The 18,393-nt window shown below is 43.0% G+C and carries 15 protein-coding genes and 1 tRNA gene; 11 read left to right on the top strand and 5 right to left on the bottom strand.

All coding sequences use genetic code 11. The annotated features are described in order from the left end of the window. The first annotated feature begins 169 nt into the window (after window positions 1-169). From KUV50_RS13855 to rpsU, 4 genes are all read left to right on the top strand, one after another. The gene (locus KUV50_RS13855) at window positions 170-550 is read left to right on the top strand and encodes an STAS domain-containing protein (protein ID WP_222580769.1); all 381 of its coding nucleotides are present in this window, start codon (window positions 170-172) and stop codon (window positions 548-550) included. Further along, window positions 547-1,509 carry a ribonuclease Z gene (locus tag KUV50_RS13850; protein ID WP_222580768.1) on the top strand — a complete coding sequence of 321 codons (963 nt, stop codon included), beginning with the start codon at window positions 547-549 and terminating at the stop codon, window positions 1,507-1,509. Before KUV50_RS13855 ends, KUV50_RS13850 begins: the two co-directional genes overlap by 4 nt. 190 nt (window positions 1,510-1,699) lie before the next feature. Next, a tRNA-Lys gene (locus tag KUV50_RS13845) sits at window positions 1,700-1,772 on the top strand. Between the two features lie 43 nt (window positions 1,773-1,815). Further along, entirely contained in the window at window positions 1,816-2,007 is a 192-nt protein-coding gene (rpsU, locus tag KUV50_RS13840; RefSeq protein ID WP_222580767.1) for a 30S ribosomal protein S21, read from the top strand. Window positions 2,008-2,183: 176 nt separating this feature from the next. Here rpsU and KUV50_RS13835 read toward each other — a convergent pair whose 3' ends face one another. Next, complete coding sequence (locus tag KUV50_RS13835) at window positions 2,184-3,218, bottom strand: outer membrane beta-barrel protein (protein WP_222580766.1); 1,035 nt, start codon at window positions 3,216-3,218, stop codon at window positions 2,184-2,186. 208 nt (window positions 3,219-3,426) lie between these two features. On the opposite strand from KUV50_RS13835, the gene KUV50_RS13830 reads away from it, so the two are divergent. Next, complete coding sequence (locus KUV50_RS13830) at window positions 3,427-4,977, top strand: hypothetical protein (RefSeq protein WP_222580765.1); 1,551 nt, start codon at window positions 3,427-3,429, stop codon at window positions 4,975-4,977. A 266-nt stretch (window positions 4,978-5,243) separates the two neighbouring features. On the opposite strand, the gene KUV50_RS13825 is transcribed toward KUV50_RS13830, so the two are convergent. The 4 genes from KUV50_RS13825 to KUV50_RS13810 all read right to left on the bottom strand — a co-directional run bounded on the left by KUV50_RS13825 (window position 5,244) and on the right by KUV50_RS13810 (window position 11,406). After that, the gene (locus tag KUV50_RS13825) at window positions 5,244-8,387 is read right to left on the bottom strand and encodes an efflux RND transporter permease subunit (RefSeq protein WP_222580764.1); all 3,144 of its coding nucleotides are present in this window, start codon (window positions 8,385-8,387) and stop codon (window positions 5,244-5,246) included. 19 nt (window positions 8,388-8,406) lie between these two features. Next, window positions 8,407-9,492, bottom strand: coding sequence for an efflux RND transporter periplasmic adaptor subunit (locus KUV50_RS13820; RefSeq protein WP_222580763.1), 1,086 nt, complete (start codon window positions 9,490-9,492; stop codon window positions 8,407-8,409). 24 nt (window positions 9,493-9,516) lie between these two features. Further along, entirely contained in the window at window positions 9,517-10,863 is a 1,347-nt protein-coding gene (locus tag KUV50_RS13815; protein ID WP_222580762.1) for a TolC family protein, read from the bottom strand. 84 nt (window positions 10,864-10,947) lie between these two features. Continuing rightward, window positions 10,948-11,406, bottom strand: coding sequence for a GbsR/MarR family transcriptional regulator (locus tag KUV50_RS13810; protein ID WP_222580761.1), 459 nt, complete (start codon window positions 11,404-11,406; stop codon window positions 10,948-10,950). A 953-nt stretch (window positions 11,407-12,359) separates the two neighbouring features. On the opposite strand from KUV50_RS13810, the gene KUV50_RS13805 reads away from it, so the two are divergent. The 6 genes from KUV50_RS13805 (at window position 12,360) to KUV50_RS13780 (ending at window position 18,170) form a co-directional block, all read left to right on the top strand. After that, on the top strand, window positions 12,360-12,941 hold the full coding sequence (locus tag KUV50_RS13805; RefSeq protein WP_222580760.1) for a TetR/AcrR family transcriptional regulator: 582 nt from the start codon (window positions 12,360-12,362) through the stop codon (window positions 12,939-12,941). Continuing rightward, window positions 12,938-14,080 carry a hypothetical protein gene (locus KUV50_RS13800; RefSeq protein WP_261395238.1) on the top strand — a complete coding sequence of 381 codons (1,143 nt, stop codon included), beginning with the start codon at window positions 12,938-12,940 and terminating at the stop codon, window positions 14,078-14,080. Before KUV50_RS13805 ends, KUV50_RS13800 begins: the two co-directional genes overlap by 4 nt. Before the next feature lie 14 nt (window positions 14,081-14,094). After that, window positions 14,095-14,811, top strand: coding sequence for an ABC transporter ATP-binding protein (locus KUV50_RS13795; RefSeq protein ID WP_222580759.1), 717 nt, complete (start codon window positions 14,095-14,097; stop codon window positions 14,809-14,811). Next, entirely contained in the window at window positions 14,808-15,965 is a 1,158-nt protein-coding gene (locus KUV50_RS13790; protein WP_222580758.1) for an ABC transporter permease, read from the top strand. Before KUV50_RS13795 ends, KUV50_RS13790 begins: the two co-directional genes overlap by 4 nt. Further along, complete coding sequence (locus KUV50_RS13785; protein WP_222580757.1) at window positions 15,962-17,236, top strand: ABC transporter permease; 1,275 nt, start codon at window positions 15,962-15,964, stop codon at window positions 17,234-17,236. The genes KUV50_RS13790 and KUV50_RS13785 overlap by 4 nt, the downstream gene beginning before the upstream one ends. A 199-nt stretch (window positions 17,237-17,435) precedes the next feature. Continuing rightward, window positions 17,436-18,170 (top strand): outer membrane lipoprotein-sorting protein, encoded by a 735-nt coding sequence (locus tag KUV50_RS13780; RefSeq protein WP_222580756.1) that lies wholly within the window; start codon window positions 17,436-17,438, stop codon window positions 18,168-18,170. The last annotated feature ends 223 nt before the right edge of the window (window positions 18,171-18,393 follow it).

The raw sequence follows: 18,393 nt of genomic DNA, 5'->3' as shown, positions 1-18,393 counted from the left end.
TAAAAAATTAGAATGCTTCAGAAACGAAGGTAAATTAACATTATTTTTGGGAATAAGGCTACTTTTGAGCAGCCGGTCCTGAGAAATAACTTTTACAATTAATTTTTTCAATTTTCTTCCTTGAAGTTTCTGACATTTCACTATACTTATCATCAAATTTAATACCAATATGAAATACACGGTCGATAAACACGATATATACACGGTTCTACGCATCGATGAACCACAAATTAATTCTCTGAATGCGCCACAACTCAAGTCTGAACTGGTTTTCTTCCACAATGAAGGTGTTGAACACATGGTACTCGACATGGAACAAATCGAATATGTCGATTCGTCAGGACTGAGCGCCATTTTGACAGGCCACCGACTGTGGAGAGACGGCGGACTGTTTGTTTTGTGCAACGCAAATCATGCCGCTGTACAGCGATTAATCGAGATTTCTAAATTGGATAAAATACTGATAATCATCCCCACTCTTGACGAAGCGATCGACTACGTCATGATGGAACAACTTGAAAAAGACTTCGCAAGTGAAGAAGAAGAATGAATTGGAAACTTTGTATTCTGGGGGCCAACTCGGCCGTTCCTACAATTGACCGATACCCGTCTGGACAAGTCCTTCAAACGGGGATTGATAGTATTTTAATCGATTGCGGGGAAGGTTCACAGCTTAGGATGTTGGAATACGGCATCAAAAAATCACGGATCAACACGATACTGATATCCCATATGCACGGTGACCATATCTTTGGCTTACCCGGCCTACTCACTTCCTACAATCTTTATGGACGCACGTCACCACTACACATATTTGGGCCCCAAGGGATCAAATCATACATCGAGTTCATGATTGGCATCACCAGTCACGATTTCAAATACCCCATTAATATTCAAGAAATCACCAATGTGACCCCGGTCAATATTGTAAATAATACAGCAATGGACATTGTAGCCTTTCCGCTCCGTCACCGGATTCCGACATATGGTTACCGCATTCGTGAAAAAATTAACCGTAAATACCTGTCCAAAGAAAAAGTCACGGCGCTTAATCTTTCGGACCAAGATATCAAAATACTTCTGAATGGAGGATCAATTCGGATACAGGACCAACCCTACACACTGAAACACATTGAACGCCACCCCACCCCCCGTTCCTATGCCTATGTATCGGATACGGCTTACTTCAAAGAATGCGCTGACTTTATAGGACCTGTTCGCTTGTTGTACCATGAATCTACCTTCCTTGGTTCGGATCAGGAACTGGCCACCGAACGGTATCACTCCACAGCCACAGAAGCGGCTAAGACCGCTTTGGATGCTCAAGCTGAGCATTTGTTGTTGGGTCATTACAGCAGCAGATACAAGAACATTAAGGTATTTCAAGAGGAAGCTGAAAAAACCTTCAAACCAGTCTCACTGGCACGCAGCGGAAAAATGTTTGTTATTCCGCTGGAGGATAATATTGAAATCCTTGACCTAAATGAATCAAATCAATTCGGGAGTTAATCACAAATTTTCAACACAGTGGACTAATAGAATTAAAATGCTCATTTCTAAAGGAATGGATAAGATTGTAACCCCATATCCCTTCGTCTAAATTAAAAATATCCTTATCAATCCCGGAAAAAGTATTTCTATGGTTTGGATTTTCTATGAATGATTGTATCTTTGCCATCGCTTTACGAAAAAAGTGGATGATTCCGTAGCTCAGTTGGTAGAGCACTTGACTTTTAATCAAGGGGTCCTGGGTTCGACCCCCAGCGGAATCACATAAATTTTATTTATTAGTTGTTTTAAAGAGGTAAAAATTATATGCTGATAATCGATGTAAAAGATAACGACTCGATCGACAAAGCGTTGAAGCGCTATAAGCGAAAGTACCAACGCGTAGGTATCCTAAAAGAATTGCGTAACCGAAAGCAATTCACAAAACCTTCAGTCGAACGACGGGAAGAAATTCTCGATGCAGTTTACAGAGAGGAGTACTTACGGAAGAATTCGTAAGCATTTCTTTTCTTTGAAGAATTAAGGAGGCTTGAGATTAATTTCTCAAGCCTTTTGTGTTTAAATCTATTCTAAAAATCTTCCGTTTCTTTCCGGCCGTATTTACAAGGCCTGCCTTTTCATCACGAATTCTTTGTCCTATTATTTGAGCATTGTATTCGTGCTCTGTCCACGAATTAAAAAGCATATACTGCTGCTAACAAAATCTGACTGGCAGATGATACCGGATCACCATGACGGTCAGAGAATTCTGGCCTCTCCGAGAAATCATACCGCCACTCCGGAATTAATGTTAGAGGGCCCAGATTAATATTCCCTGTTAAAGTAGCGGCGAAGTAACCGGAATTCATAAATGAGCCGGTCCCGTTATTTTGGTTGGTATACTTGAACCATTCTGTCCGCACACCCAGCTCCAGTGCATCTGATAAAATCACCTCCTGATACAGGGCCAGCCCCGCATAATCAGGTACCATTTCCGCTTTGCGTTGGACTGTAAAATTAACACCGGTACTCCACATGGAAGTCCAGGCATACCTGGAAACAACATCGACAGTTGTTCCCGATGTAGGACCGGTCAGAAGATGAAAGTCCACATCAAATCCCACGACCGGATTTAAGCTCAATCGGGTACCAAAATCAGCCAACCCGTTCGCATCGTGGTAGACATTCCAGTCGTTGAACAACCCGGCCATAATGGTGATCTTATCACTGATCACAAGCGAAGCCTTTATTCCGGCGTTCTGAAAAGGACCATTCGTAAACAAATAAGAAGTTGAATAATGAAAGTTGTCCACGGGTGAAATCACCTCATAACCTATAAACGTTCCCATAAAACCTGCCGTAAATGTCAACCCTTTCGACGGTGAATAAGTCAGGTAGAGATTTTGAATATGAAAACTATTCCCATCTTTTGCATTGAGTATAGATCGATCCTGGCCTCTGGGCCCGAAAGACAAATCCGCGACAAAACCAACTTTTTCGAGTGTCTGGGAAACAATTAGATTGGCCATTCCAATGGATACTGAATTATGATCACCGGCAAAGCTGGTGTTAATATTGGATTCTTCCAGACCGTCAGATCCACTACGTAGATCGTACTTGTAATAAACATCGACAGATCCGGAAATTTTCAAAGGTGCCATCGTATCTTGTCCTTTCATGGGTAGAGTTGCGAACAACCCCATTATTAGCATAGGTATTAGATTCTTCATTTAAGTTGGTTTAATCAATAATTATAAAATTTAATTCCATTCTTTCCAGCCGGGATGCTATTTCAGTGCAACTTCTTTTGGAAAAACTCAAATTTAAATAGGTATAAGCCAGAATAAAACCACTATTTTTAGCCTCTTGTGAATAGAAAACACGTATTTTTTTACTATATAAATTGGTAATCAACTCTTTATAAAAGATCATTTTGTCATGCCCATTTCCAATTCTGAACAGCTGTTTGGCTTAATAAAAAGCCTGAATAAATCAGAAAAACGAAGCTTTAAGCTCTTTGCAAGTCGTTCTCACAATCAGGGGACTAGTAAATTCGTACGGCTTTTTGAAATATTGGATGGTATGGAGGAATACGACGAAGCGCTGATTTTTCAAAAATCACCACAAATAACCAAAAGTCAGTTGCCCAATCTCAAGCGTCATTTGTATACCCAAATTATGAAGGCATTGAGAAACATACACATCGACAAAGAACTGGATATACAGATTCGCGAACAGCTTGACTTCGCCCGGATATTGTATGGCAAGGGACTTTATATGCAAAGCCTAAAAATCCTCAACCGGGTCAAAAACATAGCCCGTGATGCGCACCAAAATGTATTGTATTTTGAAATCCTTGAATTTGAAAAAAGAATTGAAGAAAAGCACATAACACGAAGTAGGAGTATTGCAGGCAAAATGGAAGACCTGATAGAGACCTCCGATTATGCGAACAAGATGATCAATATGGAATCTGCATTGACCAATCTAAAATTGAAGATTCATGGTCTTTACATCAAAGGAGGCCACGCTAAAAATAAGGATGATGCCGATCACGTCTATCAATATTTCGAAGCTAATAAACCCGATGTCGCTTATGAAGCACTCAGCTTTTTTGAAAAGGTGTACTGGCACCAAAGTTATGTCTGGTTATACTATATTTTACTCGATTTTGAAAACTGCCTGTTTCACGCCCGCAAATGGGCTGGCTTTTTCCATGATGACCCCATGATGGCTAGTGTCAATCCAGATCTTTACATGCGGGGGATGCACTATGTCATGACCGCTTGTTTTCATCTGGACAACGAAGCAGAGTATTGGGCCACGCTTCAATCATTGGATGCATTTTACGACTCCAATCATGAGCAATTCAACCAAACTTCAGAGATCATCTATTTTTTGTATAGCAATTTTAGTAAACTGGATCTGGCTAGCCTCAACGGCCGCTATGATAAAAATGTCGCCCTGGTCCCTGGTATTGAACGCAGACTGGCGTTGTATGCCCCTCAACTGGACAATCACCGGGTCATGCAATTTTACTACAAGTTTGCATGGACTTTCTTTGCGCGAGGAAATTATGACCAGGCGATCAACTATCTGCACAAAATACTGAATCTCAATGTCTGGCATCTTCGGGAAGATATCCAATGTTACAGTTGGCTGCTCTTTATCCTCTCCCATTTTGAAGAAAAAAACTTTACACTTCTGACTCATTTAATTAAATCAGCCACCAAGTTTTTTAAAAAAATGAGAGAAAAAAATAAAGTTCAGCAAATTCTTATTCAGTTTGTTCGTACCCAGTTGCGTTCGAATCAATCGTTGTCCCAGCAAACCTATCAAGCCCTTATTGACGAATTGAATCTCTACACCAAAGACACCTACGAAGGGAAAGCATTGCTGTATCTCGATGCCATGACCTGGGCCGAAAGCAAACTAAAAGGAAAAACCATCGAAACACTGATGCTAGAGAAATCAGCGGCTAGAAGTTAGATTCTGTAGACTAGTGCTCCAAGTCAGAAGTTGTATGAAATATATGAAGCGCTCCCATCCCCAACACGGTGAGGTCCTCGTTTAGCGTGTTTTGTCCTGGTGCTTTAGCCCGGGGAGTCATGCGGTTTGCTATACTGAGCTTAAAGCCCATTTCACCATCCCCAAATCGTTGGAGATGGTGAGGCTTTGCAACGCAGGATAGCATAAAAAGGGGCAGAATTTACCATAATGATTTATGAATCGCAACCCTAGAGACAACCAGGCTCTCATGCTCCGATCAGGTTTTTCGTAGAAACTTCCTCCTCTTTTGCTTCCTCCTTACCAAATTTCTTCGCAATCCATTCCTGAATATCATCCGCCATCCGATAAGCTACCGGCACGATGATCATGGTCAGAATCATAGAACTCGTCAAACCACCGATCAGTACCCACGCCAGTCCATTTTTCCATTCCGAACCCGCACCCGTCGCTACCGCAATCGGGATCATAGCTATCACCATGGCAATCGTGGTCATCAAAATAGGCCGAAATCGCTCCAGGGTGCCCTTTATCACTGCTTGCTTCCGGTCCATTCCTTCCGCTTTGAGTTGATTTACAAAATCGACAATTAATATCGCATTTTTGACAACCAAACCGATCAACATAATCATACCAAGCATGCCAAAAATGGACATATTTTGCATCGCTAGCGCCAATGCTAACAAGGCACCAATGATAGCTACCGGTACGGAAAACATTACAACAAACGGATAGATAAAACTATCGTACAAGGCAACCATGATAAGATATACCAATAACAATGAAGTCAACAACGCAAAAATAAGACTTCCAAAAGCTTCTGCCTGTGATTCCAAATCACCCCCCTGCGAAATGGAGATACCCACAGGAATATCCATGCGATCGATCCGTTCCTGAATTTCATCACCCACTGACACCAGATCCCGACCAACGAGTTGACTTTCAATCGTCAGAGATGAAACTTTATCTTTTCGCTCCAGACGCGAAGGTCCCGTATCTTCCGTGACATGGGCAAACTGACTGAGCTTCACCAACTCACCTTTGTCATTGAGGAAGGTCAGATTTGAAATATCAGAAATATCCCGTCGGTCAAACGCATCCAACTGAACACGAATATCATAATCATACGAGTCGTCCTGGAACTTCGAATCCGTATTGCCGGTAAAAGCATTTTGCATGGTAGCCCCTACCCCATCGATCGATAAACCAAGATCAGCCAGCCGATCTCTTTTTATATCAACACTGATCTCCGGGTTGCCGCCTTCTACGGTAGACTTCACTTCGGAGGTCCCGGGTACTTTACTGACCTCCCGGACTAGTTTTCCACCAAAAGGCAACAATTCATTTAGATCACTGCCCTGCACGACCAACTGGATAGGGGCTGTCGTACCTCCACCGACCATGCTTACCGCAGATGCCGTAAACTTAGCACCGGGAATGGTTCGGTTCAGGTGATCTTTGACCATACGTGCATATTCATCAGAAGCCAGATTCCTTTCCTGAGCACTCACCAGCTTTACATTGATCTCGGAAAGATAGGCTGTGGTGGCTGTACTCATAGACCCTGAACTTTGTCCGACGGTGGTGAATACATTTTCCACCTCCGGTAGTTGCAACAAATATGCTTCCACTTCCTGAGTGAGGCTGTTATTTTGCCCAATGGGTGTTTCTTTCGGCATTTCTATCTTAATCTGAAATTCTCCGTTATCCCCGCTGGCAGCAAATTCCGCTCCGATATATCCTTTCGTAAATAAGGTCGTCGAGGCAAAGACCATCCCAAAAATAACAACCATAGTAGCTATTTTATGCTGCAAGGCAAACTCAAGAATGGTCCGGTATCCCGACTCGATACTTTTAATCATCCGTTCAAACCAAATAAGCGGCCAATGCCATACTTTATCCTTTCTAAGATGGGTCAGCCTGGTAAACCGAGAGGCCAGCCAGGGGGTCAAAGTGAAGGACACCAATAAACTGATCAGTGTCGAGGTCACCACAACCAGAGAAAACTGTCGGAGCAAATCAGCGACTACGCCCGATACCATTCCAATAGGTAAAAACACGACCACGATCACCATGGTAATAGAAAACACAGAAACACCAATCGACTTCCAGGAGCCCATTGCAGCATCCCAGGCCGACTCTCCTTTTTCCATCCGGGCATGAATATTTTCCAATACCACGATACTATCATCTACCAGAATTCCAATCACCAGGGACAAAGCCAGCAAGGTCATCAGATTCAATGTAAATCCCGCCACACTCATCACCGCAAAGGTAGATATGACCGAGACCGGGATGGCTACCATGACAATAATCGCATTTCTAAAGTTGTGTAAAAAAAACAACATAATAAATGCCACCAGTACCACAGCCAGAATCAAGTCATTAATAACATGATTTGCCGCTTCCAATGTAAATACAGAGCTATCATTAGCAATCTCAAATTTCAAATTTTCAGCAGCATACTGGTCTTCCAGTTCGGCCAGTCTTTTGCGAACCTGCGCACTAACTTCGACGGTATTTCCATCACTTTGCTTGGAAATGGTAATGCCCATGGCAGGGTCTCCATTGATCCTGGATATCGTGGTGATTTCTTTTTTCGTATCATAGACTTCGGCCACATCACTAAGATGGACCTGAGATCCATTGCCGTTTCCGGTAATGACCAGATTCCGCAGTTCATCCAGGGTACGAAACTTACCGGACAACCTGACCAAAACCGTTTGATCCACATCTTTAATACTACCTGTGGGGAAGTTGATGTTTGCACGGGCAATAGCCTGTGAAACCTGCAAGATTGAAAGATTATAATATTTTAGCTTATCTGCGTTAACATTAATATTTATCTCACGGTCTGCACCTCCGATTATCTGTACTTGAGCCACTCCTTCTATTCTCGATAATTCGGGTTGAATACGGTCTTCAAACAACTTGGTAAACGCCACATCTTCCATGGTGGACGTAGCTCCAAGACGCATTATAGGCAATTCATCCAGAGAGAATTTACCTATGGAAGGATCTTTGACATCATCCGGCATATCGACCATGATCCCATCAATTTTCCGTTGGGCATCCTGGACGGTCAAGTCGATATTGGTTCCATATTTCATTTCGACAACGACGGTCGAAACACCCTCCATAGAAATAGCCTGTGTTTTTTCCAGGTTTTCGAGGGAGGAAAGCACATCTTCGATGGGTCGTGTCACCGAAGTCTCCACTTCCGAAGGCGATGCACCCGGGTACACAGTGGTTACGGTTACCACGGGCGCTGAAATATCCGGTAAAAGTTCGTAGGTCAGACTTTGATACCCGTACAGTCCAAAGAAAACCAAAGCACTAAATAATACAATGACCAGCGAAGGTCGCTTAACTGATAATTCTGTGATATTCATTATTTCTTGTTTCTGTTGTTTAATTGGAGGATACATCGTGGATGACTTTCACCGCACGACCATCATCAAGGTTAATCTGACCGGTCGTAATAACCTGCTGACCGGGTTCAAGGCCCTCGAGTACCACGACGGAATCGTCCATGTTTTTTCCTATCCGAATGTCTGTTAGCACCGCTTTTCCATCTTTCAGGACAAATACCCGGGGTTGTTTGACGCTACCCACCACGCTTTTCCGTGGAATGACCAGCACCGATTCATCAGCCCGTTCTTTCAAGGGAATACTTGCTGTACCGTACATACCTGCTTTCAATTGATTTTCACCCTTGTTGGCCACTTCGATTTTTATCTCATATTTACGTGCAGCATCAGCTTTTACACCAACCTGGATGATGCGACCTTGAATGACATGATCGGGATACACTTCTGTGGTTATCTTTACCTGTTCTTTTTCTTTAATTTTCGGCACATTGGTTTCATCCACAGTGACGATCAGATTTAGTCGACCGACATCCACAATCCGGGCAATTTCTGTCCCTGGACTGGCAAAGCTTCCTTCTTCCAGAATGATATCGCTGATCACGCCGCTCATGGGGGCATTTACCGTAGTATATTTCAATTGGGATTCGATGGAAGTGAGGTTGGTCAGATTGTTTTGCACGGACAATTCAATTTCTTCGTATTGGGTCTGACTAATCGCTCCAACCGACAGAAGGTTTTCATACCGCTCCAGGTCTTTTTTACTTTTTTGCAAAGCAGCTTTGGCCGTAGAGAGCTGCGACTGGATTGATGTATCGTCTATTTTGGCGATGGGTTGTCCGTTTTTGACATGCTGACCTTCCGTGATGTACAGGTGCGTAATCCGACCCTGAGTCTCAGCGATCATGCTCAGTTCTTTCCGGGCCTCAAAGGTGCCTACTCGTTCGAGCTCATTTGAGGATTTGATCTCCCTGGCCGCCACTATGTTGACCGGAATTTCTTTTATAAATGTTTCTTCCTGCTGGGCATGTTGATCAATAATCTCTTTATTCGATTTTAGTTTGGAAGTGCCCAGATAAACCAGGATACCTAAGATCAGGACCGATGCTATAATTTTAAAATATTTCATTTTTCTGCTTTTTTGATGGTTTATTTATTGATTAGAAGTAATTAATTCCGCCAGCTGACCACTCGCTTTTATATGATCCAGTTCGGCCAGTTTGAAGTTGATCAACGCACTGAGGTATTGGGTTTGGGCATTCTTAAGACTGGTCTCTGCATTTAGGAGTTCAGTCAAAGGAGCCACTCCTTCCTGATAAGATAGTTGAGTGACCTCGTACACATCTTTAGCCAAATCCATATTGGCTTGTTGTTTTTCTATCAACTGCTCGTTTTGAACCAACTCGTTCACGGCATTATCGAACTCCAGCTGGATGTTATTCTCCACCACTTCCCGGTCGTGTTTCAGCTGTTGAATTCGCACTTTATTTTCCTGAAGCTTTCTCTTTTTTCGAAACCCATCGAACACAGGAATAGAGACATTCACCCCATAGGTGCCGGCTCCAAACCCTGAATAGATATCGTTATCAAAGGTGAGTTTTCTACTCTGTCCGGAATAATTGTACCGGAAGAATGCAGAAACCGTGGGATAATACCCCGCTTTGATTACATCATTTTCCAAAGCGGTCAGATCCAACTGCTGGTCAATGAGTTTGTATTGTATATTTTCTTGCGTGGCTGAGTACGGATAGAGGGGATACCGTTCCGTGTCATTCAATTCTTCATCCAGTACGATCTGTGTGTCCGAATCAAGATCCAGGTAAAACCGCAATGCATTGATTAGTTGACGCTGTGAAATCGTGGTATTGGTTAATTCTGACTCCAGGTTCGTCCGGTTAACCCGAATCTGATCCAGGTCCAGTTTTTTAATAATCCCATTTTCATATTGGGCCTTAGAAATGTCCACCAGCGTATTCGTCCGGTTGATGTTATCTTCCAGGAGCTTTCGTTGCTCCTCAGATATTTGATATTGAATGTAAAGCTGAGCCGTGTTGTATACCAGGGTTTCTGTATTTGAGATGGTTTGCAATCGGGCTATATTCTGAGTCAGCCCCACTTTATTCAGATTGGCGCGATAGTTTTTGTCGTACAATAATTGATTTACCTCCACGCCACCCTGCAATCCAAACCGGGTTCCAAATTCAACCGGAATTTGCTGGCCAGGCTGTCCGACAATCTCTCCGGGCAACAATTGTTTCGCAATGGAAAAATTATCAGAGAAACCAAAATTTGCAGAAACCTGGGGATACATGGCAGACTTGATTCCGGCAATCTGTGTTTCAACCAGAGATTCTCCTAATTTCACCCTTTTCAAATCGGGATTGTTCCGTATTGCCATTTCGATGGTCTCATACAAGGTCAACCGGAGGGTATCTTCCTGACCGTAACTCTTTTGCAGAGCAAAAAAGACGATCATTATAAAAACAACATTGAACTTCATAATTACACTTTGTTTACTAAAATATGTTTTGTTTATTTCTGTATTTCTTGTTCAGTTTTTTATGAACTTATCAGGCAAAAAAATTTACCGGTTATTCCATTCTTTAATGGCTAACTCGATTTGATTGGACAAATAAATTTGAAAATCGAGTACATTGCGCAATTCTGTGACAAATTCCACATGTTCCTCCGGATCGCGAATTTCCAAGGTAGCTTCCAGCACTTCACTAAATGCAGTCAGCGTCATGGCGATGTTCTCCAGGTTTTTCTTCCAGGCCCCGATATCAATCATGAAATATCGTTTCCGGTCACCACTAAAGGTCCGATAGGTCAAGGTTCCTTCGTGCATAAATCGATTTATAGCGTTGCTGGTAGAACCCTTGCTTGCTTTCAAAAACTCCATGATGTCATCAAAGCTTTTGTAGGGCGGATTGGCAACCAACAAATAAGCAAACACGCGACTTTCTATGGGTGTGTAGGAAAATCGCTCGAGGATGACGCCCAAATCTTCGACTTTTTGCTCTATACTCTTTTTCGTTGCCATTTGTAAATCATTTGATGAATAACGATGCAAATATAGACAATTAGTTTTTATAGTTCACTATTCATTGAACTATAAATAATTATAATTTGCCACCCCAATCAATCACCTCTGATTATCAGTCACTTATGACGTAGTATTTTTTTTATTTTCTATGAAAAGATTGAAGGAATTTCAATTTCACCTTTTTTAGACCCCCTGGTCGTTTCCGGACTAAAGCTCAGCAATGAACCCCATACTGGGTTCTCAACAGGGAGAATCGTCCCCCTATTGCACTTGATGACCGGGGGTTAATAAATTTGAACTTCATCCGGGGTTCTGAGTATTAATAAACTTTCTATCGTAACATTTCAATCCATTCGATCTCCTGCTAAACCCCCACAATACGCCAAGTGATGAGGGGGCATATCACCGAATAAGCCGGCCGACAACTTTTGGAGCGATGAATTTTACGACGGGTTGATCTCCAGTTGGTCAACAAATTTATTTGATCCGTTTACATTACAGCTTCCGCTTGTAAACACTTTTCATCCCACAAAGACATACTACCCTTGTAACATACAAACATCCACTCCTGTAGCGGCCCCAAATTCCATATGGGGCAAGCTGACTTTAGTCGCTGGAGATAGCGAACGCGGTAGGCGGTTAAAGCCGCCTGTACGAGGGTTTATCTGGTCGTGTTCTGACTTTGGAAGTTAAGATTGACCATTGTAGTATTTTTGTAGCATTAGGAGCATTGGTTATTGGATAGAAATTAAGTGTAAGATATACTGCTCGTTAAAAATCTCTGACTTATACTGGGGTTTCTGCAAAAAAAAAACGAGTAATCCCTAAATTAATGCATTTCCACGCCACTTCTTCGGTAAACGAAAAATAAAGAATGTAACGATTAGTGTTATTTTGAACTATTTTCGTTACATTACACTCATTAGGGAAAAAAACAGATTGTCATCAAGATGAAAAAGACCACGGAGCAGTCTATTATCGACACCGCAAAAGGATTGTTCTGGAAGCACGGTATCAAGCGCGTCACCGTAGAAGAAATTGCCAAAGAAGCCGGGGTGAGTAAAACCACCTACTACCGGATGTTCAGCAATAAAGAGGATGTAGCCGAACGAGTCCTGGATGCTATCCTGGAAAATGGACTCCGGGAATACAAATCCATTATGGCCCGGGATATACCGTTTTCGGAAAAAATAAAACAGGTGGTCGAAATGAAACATACCGCTTCTAAAGGCATCAGCAATGAGTTTCTAAAAGATATCATGAGCGACCATTCCGGATTGCGCAACCGGCTGGTGGAAGAGAGAAAGAATACAGAATTGATGTTTATTAAAGATCTCCGATCTGCGCAAAAGAAAGGATGGATCAGAAAAGATCTTAAAATTGAATTTATCCATTACATGCTCAACCTTTTTAATGAAAAAATAATGGATGACACGTTCTTAGCGCTGTTCGAAGATAGTGATGACGCCATCATGGAAATCATCAATTTTTTCTTTTATGGTATTCTGACTACTGATCATGAATCGGAATGAAAAAGAGAATTACATATTGCACCATCGGAATGCTTTTCATTTTTTGCTCCGTTTTTGGCCAGAAAAGCACCTCGTTGGAATTTAAAGGACAAATTTCTGCCGTGGGCAACTACAGTCCGGATAATGAATTGGATGTATTCACCGGGATTCGGTATATTCCCGAATTGCGTTATACTATTCCGGTAGATTCTACGAAATTGATCGATTTTGAAGCTGCCGCCAACATCTCCGGCTCTTCCTTCATCCGCCCGTTTGATTCAGCTACTACGGACGGCACCCTCCGCCCCTACCGCTTATGGGCCAGATATTCAGGCAGGCAATTTGAAATCAGGGCCGGATTACAAAAAATCGATTTTGGTTCTGCTACTTTACTCCGTCCGTTACAATGGTTCAATGAAATAGACCCGCGTGATCCACTGCAACTAACCAACGGTGTATATGGTTTATTGGGTCGGTATTATTTTCTGAATAACGCGAACATTTGGCTCTGGGGACTCTGGAGAAATGAAAAGAGACGGGGATTTGATGTGGTCAACACCTACCAAATACAGCCTGAATTCGGGGGCCGGATCCAACATCCCACGCCCCGGGGCGAAATAGCACTCTCTTATCATCACCGCACCGCGGATTCACGCGACCTTACTTCTGTTCCTTCCATCGAACAGATCCCCGAGAACCGGATTGGACTGGATGGGAAATGGGATATTAAAATAGGGCTGTGGTTTGAAGCGTCTTACATACACAAGTCCAAAGATGTCGGCGATCTGACCAACCAGGCTTTACTGAATGTGGGAACAGACTATACCTTTGGGGTAGGAAATGGATTGAATGTAGTCCTAGAACACCTGTTCACTTCATTTGACCGGCAGGCATTCGAATTTAAAAACACGGCCCATATTACCGCTCTGAGTCTTTCATACCCCTTCGGCTTGTGGGATAACCTGAATGCCTTTACCTACTTCAACTGGCCGACCAAAGAATTCACCTATTTTTTAAATTTTCAGCATCAATTTAAAAAGATAACCGGGTACATCATGGCCTCCTATAATCCCAAAAACCAACAGGGTATTCAACAAAATGAGCTGGTCAATCAGTTTGCCGGACCAGGGATCCGAATCATGGCCGTTTATAATTATTAAAAAACCACAGACTAATGAGCACCAAACAAATTCTAAAATTAGATAACGTCGTCAAGAAATTTCCGGTGGGTGACGGCAGGTACTTTACAGCACTGAAAGGGATCAACCTGGAAATAGACAAAGGTGAATTTGCCGGTCTGGTCGGACCCAGCGGATCTGGTAAAACTACTTTACTCAATATTATCGGGTCACTGGATAGCCCTACGGAGGGAAAGGCCATCGTCATGGGACAAAACATCTCTGAATTAACGCATAAAGAATCGGCCAAATTGCGGAACATTCACATCGGATTTATTTTCCAAGTCTATAATCTGTTACCGGTGTATACGGTGTTTGAAAATGTGGAATTTGCATTGATACTGCAAAATGTAAGTGCTTCAGAACGCAAAAAAAGAGTCATGGAGGCCCTGGAGTGGGTCGGATTGCAAGACCTGGCAGACAAGAAACCGGATAAAATCTCCGGAGGGGAAGGCCAACGGGTGGCCATTGCCCGGGCTATCGTAAAGAAACCGGACATCATGCTTGCGGATGAACCGACCGCTAATTTGGATGCCAAAAATGCGCATCAGATTATGCGAATTATGAAAAAACTGAACGAAGAATTGGATACGACCTTTTTGTTTTCCACCCACGACGAAAAGGTCATGAAGTATCTGGAAAGAATTATCACCCTAAAAGACGGCAGCATAGCAGAAGACAAGCAGGTCACCCCTCAAAAGACTTTGAAATGAAATTAGCCTTCCAAATAGCGTATAAAAACCTCATCGGTTCAGGTTTACGGACCTGGCTCAATGTGATCGTATTGTCCTTTGTTTTTGTAGTTATTATATTTTTCAACGGTCTGATTGATGGCTGGAATCAACAATCCTTGCAGGAGAGCATAAAATGGGAATACGCAAACGGCTATCTTCTGAATAATGATTATGATCCCAATGACGCTTTCACCATTGCGGATGGTCATGGCCACCTGCCGGACAGCGACACAAAGAACCTGACCCCGGTGCTAATCAGACAGGCCACCATTTATCCTCAAGGCCGTCTGAAATCTGTCCTGTTAAAAGGCATCCCGGCAGGTCAGGAAACCATAGCGCTGCCAACGGCCTCGCTGGATAGTAGTCATGCGAATATTCCGGTCTTGATCGGCAAAAGAATGGCAGAGACGGCCAAACTAAAAGAAGGGGATCAGGTGCTAATGCGATGGCGGGATAAAAACGGCACGTTTGACGCAGCTGATGTGACCGTTCATCGGATATTTGACACGAGCGTAGCCTCGATGGACAATGGACAAATCTGGATGCCGGTAGAAAGGCTGTGGGAATTAACCGGACTTCACGGACAGGCAACGCTATATATAGCGGATAGTGATTTTCAAACTGAAAACTTCGACGGCTGGAATTTTGAAAGTCAGGATGAGTTGTTGCAGGATTTCCGCGATCTGATAGAAATGAAAAAAGTATCGGGCAATTTTATGTACATCATCCTACTGTTTATAGCCCTGATCGCCATTTTCGACACACAGGTCCTTTCCATATTCCGGCGACAAAAAGAGATCGGAACGTATGTGGCCATGGGGATGACAAGAATGCAGGTGCTGCGCTTGTTTACCGTAGAAGGAGCCATGTACAGTGTGTTTGGGGTAGTCTTGGGGATGGCATATGGGATTCCGCTTTTTATAGTATTGAGTCGGATGGGTATTACCCTCCCTGAGTTCTATCAGGATATGGGTGTGAATTTACCGAGAACCATCTACCCGGTATTTGGTGTTGAGTTGATCGTCCTTACCGTCCTAGCGCTGATTATATCAGCTACCTTGGTCAGCTTGATTCCTGCCCGAAAAATTGCAAGAATGGATCCCGTCATGGCTTTAAAAGGAAAAATACAATGATAAAATTTTTATTCAAGGGGATCATCAGAGATAGCAGTCGAAGTGTGCTGCCGATCATCATCATTTCGCTGGGTGTAGCACTCACGGTCCTGCTCAGCGGATATATCACTGGCATGATGGGCGATACCATAGATCAAAATGCTCGGTTTGAGACCGGCCATGTCAAGGTGATGACCAAGGCTTATGCCGAAAATAAAGATCAGGTGCCGATCGATCTCGCTCTTCTCGGTGTGGATTCATTGGTAAAATCACTGCAAAATGAATTCCCGGACATGGAATGGGTGAAGCGCATCCGCTTTGGGGGATTGATCGATGTACCCGATGAACAGGGAGAAACGAAAGGACAAGGACCGGCAAGCGGGCTGGCCATTGAATTACTTTCCACTAAAAACAATGAGGTGGAACGGCTTAATCTCAAGAGTTCGCTCGTTACCGGATCTTTACCCACCCAGCGTAGTGAGGCCATTATAGGCCATGAATTTGCAGAAAAACTCCGTATATCTATAGGTGACTCTGTGACTTATTTTGGCACGTCCATGAATGGGAGCATGACCTTTGCAAATTTTGTGGTGACCGGAACCATCCGTTTTGGGATAGCTTCTATGGACAAAGGGGCTATCATCGTGGATGTATGGGATGCGCAGCAAATGCTGGATATGGAGGATGGTGCGGGAGAAATACTGGGTTTTCTGAATACAGGCGTATATGACGACGAGAAAGCAGAGAAAGTAAAAAATGCATTCAATTCCAAACATACCGGCAATAAGGATGAATTTGCCCCGGTCATGCTAAAACTCAGGAATCAGAATAATCTCGACGGATTACTCACCTATGTAGATCTAGCCTCAGGCCTGTTTGTAGCCATCTTTGTTTTTGCGATGTCGCTGGTGCTTTGGAATACCGGCTTGATCGCAGGATTGCGCCGGTACAATGAATTTGGCATACGGCTGGCACTCGGCGAGTCCAAGGGTGGTATTTATCGAACATTGGTGTATGAGGCCATACTAATCGGGATTATTGGTTCCTTCGTAGGAACAGCGATAGGACTGGGGCTCACCTATTATCTGCAAGTGGTCGGAATCGATGTGAGCGGGTATATGGACCAGGCCAATATCATGATGCCTTCGACACTCCGGGCGAAAGTAACGCCTAGCTTATTTTATATTGGATTCATTCCGGGGTTGTTTGCGATGGTATTTGGAAATATGCTGGCGGGAATCGGAATTTACCGGCGGGAGACAGCCACTTTGTTTAAAGAATTGGAAGTGTAATAAAATGGTAACTACGCAGCCATCAGAAAAATCGCCTCGTTTTGCCCCAACCCTAAAGGGAGACGAGTCGGTTTTCGCTCTTTTCCCTTTAGGGGAAGGGCGAAAAAGAGCGAAAATCAATTGACTTTCCCAAGTGAATGTGTAGTTACGATAAAATGAAGATACCACTACGAACTTTTAACAATAAAATTCAAATAAAATGAAAATAGCAATAATCACCTTACTGGTTTTGGGATTCATCCATCAAGATCCCGGTACAGACGCGAGTAGTATCATCAAAAAGGTAGATGACAATATGATCTCCAACACTCAGATTTCCATCACTAAGATGATTATCCATGGCCGGCGGAACAGTCGTACCGTTGCATCCAAAAACTATGCGGAAGGAACGGAGAAGTCTTATACAGAATATCTTTCACCGGCCCGGGAAGAAGGAACTAAAATGCTGAAGCTCGAAGATAATTTATGGATCTATTCTCCTTCGACCGACCGGACCATTCAGCTTTCGGGACATATGCTCCGCCAATCGGTGATGGGATCCGATCTTTCCTACGAAGATATGATGGAAGACCGGAAGTTAACTGAAGTATACAACGCCCAAAAAATCGGTCAGGAAACCATTAACGGAAGAAAGACCTGGGTTCTCGAGCTCCATGCCAAGGTAGATGATGCTTCCTATGAAAGCCAAAAATTATGGATCGACCAGGAACGATTTGTTCCTCTGCGACAGGAGATGTATGCAAAAAGCGGTAAACTGCTCAAGCGGGCTGAAGCTAGTGATGTAAAAAGGGTTGATGGCCGGTGGTATCCGATGAAAATGAATTACAAGGATGTATTGAAAGAAGGTAAAGGGACGGACTTCGTGATCACTGATATTCAATTTGATGTAAAAATACCGGAATACATTTTTAGCAAAGCTTCATTGAAAAGGTGAAAAACTGGAAGTTGGAAGTTGGAGGTTAGAGGGCTTGTTTAGAGGGTATGGGACTGTCAAGTAGTTTGTGTATTTGTGGAGTTCAAGAAGACTTTCCAAAAAATTTTGTGTTGAGCGGAATTGATCTGATTTTGTGAGTCTAAAAACTTTATACTATGAAAGATCAAACTCAAAAATTACTCGATGAATTGGTCAATCAGATTGCAGACAAGGATGAACTTGC

Origin of the sequence: Membranihabitans marinus (genome assembly GCF_019802045.1) — a bacterium.
In the GTDB taxonomy this organism is placed as follows: domain Bacteria; phylum Bacteroidota; class Bacteroidia; order Chitinophagales; family Saprospiraceae; genus Membranihabitans; species Membranihabitans marinus_A.
Note: the sequence above shows the minus strand (reverse complement) of the source record. Positions and strands in the feature narration are given on the sequence as shown.

Excerpts from the sequence above, each read along its gene's own strand:
- KUV50_RS13785 (WP_222580757.1), top strand. The coding sequence starts at position 15,962 with ATGATAAAATTTTTATTCAAGGGGATCATCAGAGATAGCAGTCGAAGT.
- KUV50_RS13810 (WP_222580761.1), bottom strand. The coding sequence starts at position 11,406 with ATGGCAACGAAAAAGAGTATAGAGCAAAAAGTCGAAGATTTGGGCGTC.
- KUV50_RS13830 (WP_222580765.1), top strand. The coding sequence starts at position 3,427 with ATGCCCATTTCCAATTCTGAACAGCTGTTTGGCTTAATAAAAAGCCTG.
- KUV50_RS13790 (WP_222580758.1), top strand. The coding sequence starts at position 14,808 with ATGAAATTAGCCTTCCAAATAGCGTATAAAAACCTCATCGGTTCAGGT.
- KUV50_RS13855 (WP_222580769.1), top strand. The coding sequence starts at position 170 with ATGAAATACACGGTCGATAAACACGATATATACACGGTTCTACGCATC.
- KUV50_RS13825 (WP_222580764.1), bottom strand. The coding sequence starts at position 8,387 with ATGAATATCACAGAATTATCAGTTAAGCGACCTTCGCTGGTCATTGTA.
- KUV50_RS13800 (WP_261395238.1), top strand. The coding sequence starts at position 12,938 with ATGAAAAAGAGAATTACATATTGCACCATCGGAATGCTTTTCATTTTT.
- rpsU (WP_222580767.1), top strand. The coding sequence starts at position 1,816 with ATGCTGATAATCGATGTAAAAGATAACGACTCGATCGACAAAGCGTTG.
- KUV50_RS13835 (WP_222580766.1), bottom strand. The coding sequence starts at position 3,218 with ATGAAGAATCTAATACCTATGCTAATAATGGGGTTGTTCGCAACTCTA.
- KUV50_RS13805 (WP_222580760.1), top strand. The coding sequence starts at position 12,360 with ATGAAAAAGACCACGGAGCAGTCTATTATCGACACCGCAAAAGGATTG.
- KUV50_RS13780 (WP_222580756.1), top strand. The coding sequence starts at position 17,436 with ATGAAAATAGCAATAATCACCTTACTGGTTTTGGGATTCATCCATCAA.
- KUV50_RS13820 (WP_222580763.1), bottom strand. The coding sequence starts at position 9,492 with ATGAAATATTTTAAAATTATAGCATCGGTCCTGATCTTAGGTATCCTG.
- KUV50_RS13850 (WP_222580768.1), top strand. The coding sequence starts at position 547 with ATGAATTGGAAACTTTGTATTCTGGGGGCCAACTCGGCCGTTCCTACA.
- KUV50_RS13815 (WP_222580762.1), bottom strand. The coding sequence starts at position 10,863 with ATGAAGTTCAATGTTGTTTTTATAATGATCGTCTTTTTTGCTCTGCAA.
- KUV50_RS13795 (WP_222580759.1), top strand. The coding sequence starts at position 14,095 with ATGAGCACCAAACAAATTCTAAAATTAGATAACGTCGTCAAGAAATTT.